9 protein-coding genes and 3 pseudogenes are annotated in these 11055 nt (G+C 67.5%); 6 read left to right on the top strand and 6 right to left on the bottom strand.

Going from position 1 to position 11055, the window contains the following annotated elements:
• Window positions 1–96 precede the first annotated feature (96 nt).
• A pseudogene (locus tag DN412_RS14320) lies at window positions 97–366 on the bottom strand (helix-turn-helix domain-containing protein); the annotation flags it as partial.
• 14 nt (window positions 367–380) lie between these two features.
• On the opposite strand from DN412_RS14320, the pseudogene DN412_RS44520 reads away from it, so the two are divergent.
• The 4 genes and pseudogenes from DN412_RS44520 to DN412_RS14300 all read left to right on the top strand — a co-directional run.
• Window positions 381–560 (top strand): annotated as a pseudogene (locus DN412_RS44520) (transposase); the annotation flags it as partial.
• A 28-nt stretch (window positions 561–588) separates the two neighbouring features.
• A pseudogene (locus tag DN412_RS14310) lies at window positions 589–1042 on the top strand (ATP-binding cassette domain-containing protein); the annotation flags it as partial.
• Between the two features lie 31 nt (window positions 1043–1073).
• A complete protein-coding gene (locus tag DN412_RS14305) occupies window positions 1074–2249 on the top strand; it encodes a c-type cytochrome (protein WP_115212243.1) in 1176 nt (391 codons plus the stop codon).
• 200 nt (window positions 2250–2449) lie between these two features.
• Window positions 2450–3340, top strand: a complete 891-nt coding sequence (locus DN412_RS14300; protein WP_115212242.1) for a DMT family transporter — start codon at window positions 2450–2452, stop codon at window positions 3338–3340.
• Between the two features lie 4 nt (window positions 3341–3344).
• Here DN412_RS14300 and DN412_RS14295 read toward each other — a convergent pair whose 3' ends face one another.
• Window positions 3345–5222, bottom strand: a complete 1878-nt coding sequence (locus tag DN412_RS14295) for a bifunctional sugar phosphate isomerase/epimerase/4-hydroxyphenylpyruvate dioxygenase family protein (protein ID WP_115212241.1) — start codon at window positions 5220–5222, stop codon at window positions 3345–3347.
• A 130-nt stretch (window positions 5223–5352) separates the two neighbouring features.
• Between DN412_RS14295 and DN412_RS14290 the strand changes: the two genes are divergently transcribed.
• Entirely contained in the window at window positions 5353–6120 is a 768-nt protein-coding gene (locus DN412_RS14290; RefSeq protein WP_115212240.1) for an IclR family transcriptional regulator domain-containing protein, read from the top strand.
• Here DN412_RS14290 and DN412_RS14285 read toward each other — a convergent pair.
• Window positions 6117–7064, bottom strand: coding sequence for a LysR family transcriptional regulator (locus tag DN412_RS14285; protein WP_115212239.1), 948 nt, complete (start codon window positions 7062–7064; stop codon window positions 6117–6119). The genes DN412_RS14290 and DN412_RS14285 overlap by 4 nt on opposite strands.
• A 95-nt stretch (window positions 7065–7159) precedes the next feature.
• Here DN412_RS14285 and aroQ point away from each other — a divergent pair, with 95 nt between their 5' ends.
• Window positions 7160–7621 carry a type II 3-dehydroquinate dehydratase gene (gene aroQ / locus DN412_RS14280; protein WP_115212238.1) on the top strand — a complete coding sequence of 154 codons (462 nt, stop codon included), beginning with the start codon at window positions 7160–7162 and terminating at the stop codon, window positions 7619–7621.
• Window positions 7622–7676: 55 nt separating this feature from the next.
• On the opposite strand, the gene DN412_RS14275 is transcribed toward aroQ, so the two are convergent.
• From DN412_RS14275 to DN412_RS14265, 3 genes are all read right to left on the bottom strand, one after another.
• The gene (locus DN412_RS14275; protein ID WP_115212237.1) at window positions 7677–8741 is read right to left on the bottom strand and encodes a porin; all 1065 of its coding nucleotides are present in this window, start codon (window positions 8739–8741) and stop codon (window positions 7677–7679) included.
• A 46-nt stretch (window positions 8742–8787) separates the two neighbouring features.
• Window positions 8788–10116: an MFS transporter gene (locus DN412_RS14270; protein ID WP_115212236.1), complete on the bottom strand. Its 1329-nt coding sequence runs from the start codon at window positions 10114–10116 to the stop codon at window positions 8788–8790.
• A 96-nt stretch (window positions 10117–10212) separates the two neighbouring features.
• Entirely contained in the window at window positions 10213–11046 is an 834-nt protein-coding gene (locus DN412_RS14265; protein WP_115212235.1) for a shikimate dehydrogenase family protein, read from the bottom strand.
• Window positions 11047–11055: the final 9 nt, after the last annotated feature.

Below are 11055 nucleotides of genomic sequence, written 5' to 3'. Positions count from 1 at the left end.
AACGAAAAGGAATGGCTTGCAAGGAGAGAGTTATCGCGCTATGCATCCCTATGCTGAAATTCAATACTGTAGGGGGTTGACACCCTCGCCCTCATAGAAGGCTCGCTCCAGGTCCTTGAGCGCCTGTTGCAGCGGGTGCGTTGGCGCATCCTTCAGCCACGGCGTCTCTGGGCCGTTGCGCCACGCGGTGAGAAGCTTACACAGTCCGGCGTAGCCAAGCTTCTTCTCTCCCTGCTCATGGCGCTTCTTCTGTAACGCCAGCGCCTTGTTGAACACGGACCGGCACGAACCGGCGAAGCGGCGCATCTGGCGCTGCTGCTCGCCGGTCGGCATCAGCTCGTACTTGAAGGATTGGAGGCGTTGCATGGCGATAGTATATTTTGGTAAGCGGCCTCAAGGGCGTATCCAGCCGGATGATCCGCAAAAAGAACTACCCGACCATCGACAAGAAGCTGTGGGGCGGCGCTCTCTAGTCGCCGTCCTACTTCGCCGGATGCTGCGGCGGCGCATCCATCAAGATCATCCGCCAATACATCGAGCAACAACAGACACCACATTAGACGCTTGTGGTGGCGTCGGGCCGCCACAAGCGTCACGCCCGGTGAATTCGTCGCGCTGCTCGGCCCCAGCTGCTACGGCAAGTCCACGCTGCTGCTGGTCGCAGGTCTGGACCAGCCCACCGCCGGCGAGATCCTGCAGGACAGCACGCCGATCACCGAGCCGGCGCGCGCTATTCAACGATCCGCGCCTGCTGGTGCTGGACGAGCCGCTGGGCAAGCTGGATTCATTGACGCGGCTGGCGATGCAGAGTGACCTGGTCGAACTGTGGCAACGTTCGCGCTTCTCGGCGCTGCTGGTCACGCACGACGTGGAGGAAGCGCTATTCCTGGCGCAGCGCGTGATCATCTTCAGCCAGCGCCCGGCGCGCATCACGGCAGAGATCCGGGTCGACCTGCCCTACCCGCGCCATCGCGGCGATCCGCGGCTGACCGCGCTGCGGCACGAAGCGCTGCGCCACCTGGGGCTGGACGCGAGCTGGTAATGGCCGTGCGCTACACCTTGCGGGCCGCCCGATGAGCGGCCCCCCGCCGCAGGCTTGGCTCAATGCACTGCTGGTCCTGATCGAGAAACTCCAGCTTGGACTGCTGTGGCTCTGGCATGCCTTTGGCCTGACCGGCGACAGCCACAGCCAGCCCGCATGGCCGTGGGCGCGGCGCGTGGCGGGCGAAACCCTGCTGATCGACCTGGGCCTCGCGCGCCAGGTCGGCCTGAGCCTGTGCGCCCTTGTCTTTGCCGTGCTGGCGATTGCCATCGCGCTGGCATGGCGCCGCCATCGCGGCGTGCTGCTGGCTGCCGGTGCGCTCGCCCTGGTGGCGGCGCCGTGGCCAAGCGCATCGCTGCTGCTGGGACCCGCTGTGCCGACCAGCTTCCACGCCAGCCCTACCCGCTTCTCTGTCGATGCCATCGCCCTCGGCGCCCGCGTCTATGCGCAGCATTGCGCCGGCTGCCATGGCGCGGACGGGCGCGGCGAAGGGCCGCTGGCCGCCAGCCTCGCGCAGTGGCCGCCCACGCTGGTCAGCCCGCTGCTGGCACGCCGCGCCGATGGCGAGCTGTTCTGGCACGTGCTGGCCGGCATACGCGACCGCCACGGCCAGCCCACCATGCCCGCCTTCCGCGACGCGCTCGGCGACCGAGAGGCCTGGGCCGTGATCGACTACATGAAAGCGCTGTCGGCCGGCAACGGCGCCGAGAACAACTGGCCGGTGCCGCTGCGGCTGCCGGAGATGGCCATCCGCTGCGCCGATGCCTCGCCGCTGGCGCTGTCCCAATGGCGCGGCGGCCAGCGCGTGCGGCTGGTGGCGGTCGACGGCGCGGCGCCGCTGCCATACGAGGACCCCCGCTTCCTGACCGTCCTGGTCACGCCTGACGGACGCCCGCCGGCGCAGGTGCCGCGCTTTCGTGCGGGCTGCACGGCCACTTCGCCGCAGGCGTGGCAGGCAGTGGCGGCAATCGCCGGTGAATCGTCCGCACGGCTGGCAGGCACCCAACTGCTGGCCGACCGCGCCGGGTGGCTGCGTGCGCGCGGCGCGTCCGGCCGGCAATGGTCCGATGCAGACCTCGTGTGCGTGTCGGGGCCCGGCGCCAACACCCCGCGCAATGCTGCGGAAACACCAGATGGACTGACTGCCCTGCTCCTGCGCATGGACGCCGAGCCGGTGCGCTTCGTCAAGGGTGGCTTTATCCATTGATCGCGCCCACCCCGCGCCTTATCCGTCATCGTCCCGGATTATTCGCTGCCAGCGAATTCTGACTTTCCATCCATTGCGCTTATTGCCCTCGCTCCTGCCAGTAACCTGCGCACGAAGACAAAGCCAACGTGGACCGGTGACATGATGCAGACAGGGATGGCCGTGGCAAGCGCAGCTTGCCGGCCTGCGGCGTGAGCCCCATGGGAGGTGCCCGGGCACTGCAAGGCATCGTGCTGATGGTGGCGGCAGTAGCCTGCTTCGCCGCGCTCGACACGCTCACAAAGATCGCCGGCGCGGCCGTATCGGTCGTGATGGCGCTATGGCTGCGCTACCTGGTGCAGGCAGGGCTGACTGGCGCAGTGTTGCTGCCGGCTCGCGGCCGCGCCCTGCTGCGCACGCGCCGTCCGCTGTTGCAGTGCGTGCGCGCGGTGACCATGCTGGTGTCCAGCGGATGCGCGTTCTTCAGCCTGCAAGTCCTGCCGGTGGGCGAGTTCACCGCCGTGGTGAGCCTGACGCCGCTGGTAATGGCGCTGGCCGCGGCGGCCATGCTCGGCGAGCGCGTGTCGGCCGTGCGCTGGCTCTGCCTGTTGACGGGGTTCGCCGGAGCGCTGGTGGTGATCCGGCCGGGCGCCGGCCTGCAGCCCGCAATGCTGTTACCGCTGGCAGCCGTGCTCTGCAATGCCGCCTACCAGTTGCTGACCAGCGTGCTGACCCGCGCCGACGGGGCTGGCACCACGCACTTCTATACCGGCTGCGTTGCCACGGTGCTGCTGTCCGCAGCGCTGCCGTTCGCATGGACCGCCCAACTCACGGTGTGGCACTGGTGCCTGCTCGCCGGCATGGCGCTTGCCGGCACCGCCGGCCACCTGTTCCTGGTGCTTGCCTACGCACGCGCGCCGGTCAGCCTGCTCACGCCTTATCTCTACCTGCAGATCGCGTTTGCGATGCTGGGCGGCTGGCTGGCGTTCGCCTACCTGCCCGATGCCTGGTCCGTGCTTGGCGTTGCGCTGATTGGCGCCAGCGGCGTAGGTGGCACGGTGGCCGCCGCGCGCGAGCGTGCGTTGCCGGCGCGGCCGGTCGCTGCGGCGTAGCCCCTCAGCCGTGCCGCAGTTGCGCCTGCGCAGCCATGCGCACCGCGGCGTTGGCTGCGCCGTAGCCGAGGTATCCGGCACGCTGCACCAGTTCGAAGAAGAACCGTTCGTGGAAAGGCTCGGTATACGCGTGCAGGAATTCGCCGAGCGCGTCCCGGTCGTAAAGCAGGTCTAGGCGTTGCAGGCGACCGAGCAGCCCATCGTCGAGCGCCAGCCGTGCGGCCACGTCGTCGTAGTAGTTGTCAGGCACGTGCAGCATCGCGGCGCGGCTGCGGTCGATCGCTTTCAGCGTTTGTTCGATACGGTCCGAGCGGAACGCAATGTGATGCACGCCCGAGCCCGCGTAAGCGGAAACAAAGCGACCGGTGGCGGTGCGGCCGCTCTCGGACACATTGAGCGGTATACGCACATGCTGCACGTGCTGGCCGGGGCTGACCATGGCGCGGCTTTTCACCAGGCCATACGGATCGGCGATCTCGTGCACCGCCTCCGGCTGCATGCCGAACACCGAGCGATAGAACAACACGAAGCTGTCGAGCCGGTTGGCCGGCAGCGCTTGCGCGAGATGGTCGATGGCGCAAAGCCCGGCGCCATGGTGAACTGCTTGCGCCGACGCATCGAGCATGAAATCGCTTTCGTAGATGCTGCGATCGGCGTCGCGGTCGTCGATCAGGTGGAACAGCATGCCGTCGGGTGAGCGCAGCGCGGGAATCACCCGCTCGTCGGGCCCGACCGGCTCGCGCCACTCCTTGCACAGCAGCGCGCGGGCGCGCGCCGTGGCGCGGCGGGCGTCGTCCACCTTCAGGCCGATAGCACACACCGACGGCCCGTGCAGCTGGAAGTGCTCGGCGGCGGCGCTGTCCTGCTCCGCATTCAGGATCAGGTTGATGCCGCCCTGGCGGTAGAGGTCGACCGCCTTGGAGCGGTGGCGCCCGGCATGGGCAAAGCCAAGCGATTCCAGCCGTTGCGCCAGTTCGCGGCCAGCCACGTAATCGACCGCGAACTCCACGAAATCCACGCCGCCGAGCACCGGCGGTGCGGGCAGCGGCGCGCCGCCGGCCTCGGACTCGAGCCAGATCAGCGAGCGCAGCCCGTCTTGTGCCGTCAGCCGTGCCGGCGCCGCGCGGAAGTCGTCGTTAAACACCTCGAGCGACAACGGGCCGGCGTAGCCGGCCTGCAGCACGGCGCGGGCAAAGTCGACCACGGGCAAGTCGCCCTGGCCGGGGAAGTTGCGGTAGTGCCGGCTCCACGACAGCACATCCATCGACAGGCGCGGCGCGTCGGCAAGTTGCACGAAGAAGATCTTGTCCGCCGGCACCGCGTCGAGGCCCTGCAGCGAATCGTCCAGCGACAGCGTGTGGAAGCTGTCCAGCACCAGCCCCAGCGCGGGATGATCAGCGCGCTGCACGATCTCCCACGCCTGCTGCCAGCGGCGCACATGGCGGCCCCAGGCGAGCGCCTCATAGCCCACGCGCAGTCCGCGCCGCGCAGCGGCCTCGGCCATCTGGCGCAGGTCGGCGGCGGCACGGGCCGGGTCGTCGATGGCCGCCTCCTGCACATTGCTGCAAACCAGCACCATCTCCGCGCCAAGCTGCGCCATCACATCGAACTTGCGTTCGGCGCGCGCCAGATTGCGTGCGAACACGTCGCCGGACATGGCCTCGAAGTCGCGCAGAGGCTGGTAGAGCAGGATCTGCAGGCCAAGATCGGCTGCCATGCGGCGCACCTCGGCGGGCGAGCCGTCGAAATGCAGCAGATCGTTCTCGAAGATCTCCACACCGTCGAAGCCCGCGGCCGCGGCGGCTTCCAGCTTTTCCGGCAGCGTGCCGGACAGCGAGACGGTGGCGATCGATTTCGGGAGGGGATAGCGGGCTGCGGTCATGGCGATAGCAAGGTGGCGGTATTGCCCCAAAGGTTATGGGTCGGGCAGCCCGTCAACAACCACAATTCGCGCGCCACCGTGCGACAATCGCTCTATGGCGCGCATCAATCGCGCCGAACTAGGGTTAACCATGGAAAAGGAACCGCTCAACCGGCGCGACTGGATCGCCGGCCTGGAAAAAGGCCTGGCCATCTTGGAGGCCTTCGACAACGATCATCCGCGCCTCACGCCCACCCAGGCGGCGCAGTTGACGGGGCTCACGCGCACTGCCGCGCGGCGCTACCTGCTGACGCTGGAGCACCTGGGCTACACCACCAGCGACGGCACGCTGTTCAGCCTGACGCCGCGCGTGCTCAAGGTGGGCTGGTCGTATTTCGATTCCGCACGGCTGCCGCGCACGGTGCAGCCCTTCCTGCAGCAGATCACCGCCCAGCTCGGCGAAGCGGCCTACCTGAGCGTGCTCGATGGCTGGGAACTGGTCTTCATCGCCCGCACCGGCACCAGCCGCGTGATGAGCACCGGCTTCGTGCTGGGCGCGCGGGTGCCGGCGCCGCTGGGCTCGGCCGGCGTGATGATGCTGGCCTCGCGCCCCGAGCAGCAGGTGCGCGAATGGCTGGAATCCGTCGTGCTCGCCCCCTATACCCCGTACACCATCCTGCAGCACGAGCGTCTGCTCGAAGAGATCCGCAAGGCCGGCGCGCAGGGCTACGCCATGCTGGAGCAGCAGCTGCAGACTGGCGTGCGCGGCATCGCGGTGCCGCTGCGCGACCGCCACGGCAAGGTGATCGCCGCGCTCTCCGTCAATATGCCGATCGGCGACGAGACCCCGCAGCAGGCGCTGGACCGGGTGCTGCAGGTGTTGCAGGACACCGCGCTGCTGATCATGCGGGTGCTTTAGTCCAACGTCGTCGCCAGCGCGTGCGGCCCCTCTGACAGCTGCGCCTTGAGGAACTCAAGGCAGGCGCGCATCCTGGCCGAGGCCGACGCCCGCGCACTGGTCACGGCCCAGATATCGGCCGGCTGCTGCCAGCCTAGCAGCACGCGCACCAGTTCGCCCGCGCGCACGCTCGCGGCCACGTCCCAGACCGAAGCCATGATGATGCCGAAGCCTTCCAGCGCCCATTGATGGGTCACGTCGCTATGGTTCGATGCCATCGGTCCGGTCACTTTTACCGTCTCCCACCCGTGCGGCCCCTGCAGCCGCCATACGCCAAAGGCCTGGTCGCGTTCGCGCAGCAGCAGGCAGTCGTGCCGGGGTAGCTCGCCCGGGTGTTCCGGCATGCCGCGCCGCGCCAGGTAGGCGGGCGCGGCGCAGAGCACGCGGCTGCCCGTGGCGATCTTGCTGGCGATGAGGTGGGGTTCCTCGACTTCGCCCACGCGGAGATCCAGGTCGAAGCTCTCGCCGATCAGGTCGACGCGCCGGTCGAGCAGTTCCAGCCAGACCTCCAGCCCCGGATGCCGCTGCCGCAGCAGCGACAGCACCGGTGCCACATGGCGGCGTCCGAGCCGCACGCTGGTGGCAATGCGCAGCAGTCCGCGCGGCTCGCCACCGGTGGCACCCACAGCTTCAAGCATGCCGTCCACGTCTTCCAGGATCTTCTGCGCCCACGCGAAGGCGCTCTCGCCCTCGGCCGTCACGCTGACGCGGCGCGTGGTGCGGTGGAACAGCCTGGCGCCGAGCATGGCCTCGAGCATGGCGATGCGCTTGCTGACATGGGCCGGGGAAATGCCCGTCTCGTTGGCGGCGGCGATAAAGCTGGCGCGCCGCGCTACCGTGCAGAACAGCCGCAGGTCCCGCAGGAACGGGTCATTGTTCGCCGTAAGCGCATTCTGAGTTTCCATGGCCGTCGATGATCGGAGAAGGGACTAACGATAGGCTATCCGCGATGGCCGCGCCAGTGGCGCGGCCGCGCACATGCAACGCAACGGGAGACACGATGAAGACAGTACTGGTGCTCAACGGGCCCAACCTCAACCTGCTCGGCAACCGCGAGCCTGCGGTCTATGGCAGCGAAACGCTGGCCGATGTCGAGCGCATCTGCCAGCAGGCCGCGCACCGGCTCGGGCTGGAGGCGCAATGCCGGCAGACCAATCATGAAGGCCAGTTGATCGACTGGATCCACGAGGCGGGGCAGCTGTGCGCGCAGGGAGAGATGATCGGCGTGGTGCTGAATGCCGGCGCGCTGACACATACGTCGATCGCGCTGCACGATGCGATCAAGGGCGCGTCGGTGCCGGTGGTCGAATACCACATCTCCAACGTGCATGCGCGCGAGGCGTTCCGGCATCACTCGTGGATTTCGCCGGTGGCGCGGGCGGTGATGGCGGGGCTGGGGGTGAAGGGGTATGCGTTGGCGGTTGAGGCGTTGGCGCTGGTGACAGCGGCCGCGGCTGAATAAGGCAGATCAAGCGGATGCCGCCGCGCATCGGGCGATGCGCGGCGGCACCCCCCCTTCAAAACTTGTGTCGTACCCCCGCCATCACACCCAGGCGCGAGGCATTGCCGTAGGTATTCCCGCTGTTAGCGAACGCCGGCGCACTGTTCAGCGCGATCCACTGCCCCTGCAGATGGGTGTAATCCACCTCCACATATACATCGGTGCGCTTGCTGAAGTTGTAGTCGAGCATGCCCGCCGTGGTCAGCCGCTTGCCGCCCTGCCCCGCGTGGCGCAGCCAGTCATACTGCAGCGTGCCGATAAACGCGAGCGCGTCGGTGATGTTGAACCGCGTCCCGACATAGCCGACGTTGCTGCGATAGTCCGCCACATCGAGCCGGTTGTTGGTATAGCCGAGGTAATACTGCGCCCGAGCCGCTTTCCACGTACCCCCCAGGCCCCACACCGTCTGCTTGCTCGCCTGAGCCGCCGGCACGGCGCCGAAAAATGCCGTGCTGACGTTCTGCGTCTGCTGGTACACGGCGCCGATCTCCAGCGGCCCCGACGTGTAGGCCAGCGAACCAGCCGCGGCCGAGCCACTCTTGATACTGCCCGGCACCTCGCCGAAGGTGTAGGCCGCGGCCACCTGCAAGCCGTTGAAGCTCTTGATGTACTTGACGGTGTTGTCGTAGCGCAGCCCGGTGTAGTTGCCGCCCTGGTAGCCGACAATGGAATTGTTGGCAAAGGCCATGGCCTCGTAGGACGAGAGCAGTTCGTGCGCCAGCGTGTACTGGCGGCCGATCGCCAGCTTGCCGTAGTCGCCGTCGAGCCCGATCACGGCGGTGCGCCCGAACAGCCGCCCGCCCTGCTGGCTACTGCCGGTATCGGGCGAAAAGCCCGACTCCAGGATGAACCAGGCCTTGTTGCCGCCGCCGATATCCTCGGTGCCGCGCAGGCCCCAGCGGCTGCCAGTGAGCACGCCATCGGTCATCTGCGTGCGGCCGTGGCCGGCCGCGTCTTCATGGGTGCTGTAGCGGATGGTCGTGTCCAGCAGCCCGTAGAGCGTGACGCCGCCGGAAGTCTGGGCGAGCGCGGGCAGGCTGCCCGCGCCCAGCGCGAGCAGCGCAATCAGTCGTTTTTGCATCGGGGTTTAGTCTCGGTGTTTAGTTGTTTTGACGCGATGAGAAGGGTCAGGCGGCGTCCGGCACCTTGCGCGGGGCCAGGAAGAACAGCCAGGTGAGTGCGATGAAGTAGGCGCAGGGGATCATCGTGAACAGCACCGAATAGTTGTTGTGCGTCGCGGTGAGCACGTAGCCGACCAGCTGCGTCATGAACATGCCGCCGATGGCGCCGATCATCCCGCCGAAGCCGAACACCGAGCTGACCACATGCTTGGGCGTGTAATCCATCACCATGCTCCAGATATTCGCGGTCCACGCCTGGTGGGCGCCGATGGCGACCGAGATTGCGGCCACGGCCATCCACAGGCTGCTGGCGCCGGCGGCCATCACTACCGAAGTAATGCAGGCCGCGAACACCAGCATCGACAGCAGGCGCGCACGCACCGCCGGCATGCCGCGGCTGATCAGCCACGACGACAGCGCACCGCCGCCCACGCTGCCCACGTCGGCCGCCAGGTAGATCACAATCAGCGGCAGGCCCATCTGCGTGACGCTGATGCCGAGCTGGTACTGCTGGTTCAGGAACGGCGGCAGCCAGTACAGGTAGAACCAGAATACCGGCGCGGTGATGGCGTAGGCCAGGGCAAAGACCCAGGTGCCGCGCATGCGCAGGATTTGCGAATAGCGGATGCGGTGCGGCGGCGGTTCGACGTCGTGCGTGATGTGGGCCAGTTCGGTGGCGCTGACGGTCGGGTGCTGTTCCGGGTTGTGGTAGCGGGCATACCAGAACGCCAGCCAGATCGCACCCAGCGAGGCGATGGCAATAAAGGCTGCCTGCCAGCCCCAGGCCTGCAGGATCAGCGGCAGCATGATCGGAGTGAGCATGGCGCCAACATTGGTGCCGGCATTGAAGATGCCGGTGGCAATGGCGCGCTCGCTCGCCGGGAACCAGATGCGCGTGGTCTTGACGCAGGCGGGGTAGTTGGCCGCCTCCGACAAGCCAAGGAAGAAGCGGCAGATCATGAAGCCGATCGCGGAGGCCGCGAACGCATGGGCGCCGCATGCGATGCTCCACAGCAGCACCGCGAGCGCGAAGGCGCGCTTGACACCGACCATGTCGATAAACCGTCCCTGCAGCGCAAAGCCGATCGCGTAGCCCACCTGGAACCAGAAGTTGATGTTGGCGTAATCCTGCGCGGTCCAGGCCATGGCCTTGGCCAGCACCGGCTGCAGCACGCCAAGCGCGGCACGGTCGACGTAGTTCAGCGTGGTCGCGAAGAACACCAGCGCCAGCATGCCCCAGCGGACCTTGCCGAAGGCAAAGGCGGCGCGGATCTTGTCGCCGAGCGAGTTGCCGGGTGCCGCAGCAGCCGGCAGCTCCTTGTGAGTCGTGGTCATCTTGTCTGTCTCCACCGTTAGATTGGAAATGCTTGCCGGCGTGCCTTTATGTGACGGCATCCGCTCGGCGGTTGATCAGGGCGTGGGCGCGGGCCCTCAATACCGGATCTGCGCGACCGCGCGCAGCGCTTCGGGCGTGGTCGTGCCGTAGCCAAAGAACTCGAGGTAGGCCGGGATCATTTCGAACAGCATGTCGGTGCCGACCTGTACCTTGCAGCCGCGCGCCAGCGCCGCCTCGAGGAAGGGGGTGTATTCGTGCTTCATGACAACCTCGCCCACCATCGCACCGGGATCGATGCGCGCGACGTCGAACGGCAGCGGATCGCCGGGATTCATCCCGAGCGGGGTGGCATTGACCACCACGTCGCAGCCATGCGGATCGGCCGTGCCGGTGGTCACGCGCAAGGCCGGGTAATGCTCGGCGAGGCGCCGGGCCAGTGCACGCGCGGCGCCCTCGCGGGCATCGAACAGCGCCAGTTCCGCCACGCCGGCTTCAGCCAGCGACGCGGCGATCGCGCTGCCTACGCCGCCGCTGCCCGAGACCATGGCACGTGCGCCTTCGAGCCGGCAGCCCTTGCGCACGATGCCGCGCACAAAGCCGGCGCCGTCGAACTGCTCACCGACCAGCCTGCCGTCGTCGCGCCGCAGCACGGCATTGCAGGCGCCGGCGATGCGGGCTGCCGGCGTGAGTTCGTCCACCAGTTCCATGGTGGCGACCTTGTGCGGCATGGTCACGAGCGCGCCGCGGATGTTGGTCAGGCGGAACAGGGAGCGGAACACGTCGGCATAGTCGTCGGGCCTGACGCCCATCGGCACGACCACCGCATCGATGCCCTGCTGCGCAAACCAGGGGTTGTAGATCATCGGCGCCTTGAACGACTCAGTCGGATAGCCAAGGTGCGGGATGAGCGTGGTCTTGCCGTTGATCATGATGTTCCA

Source organism: Cupriavidus lacunae, assembly GCF_003353055.1.
GTDB lineage: Bacteria > Pseudomonadota > Gammaproteobacteria > Burkholderiales > Burkholderiaceae > Cupriavidus > Cupriavidus lacunae.
This window is presented reverse-complemented; position numbering and strand designations above follow the sequence as displayed.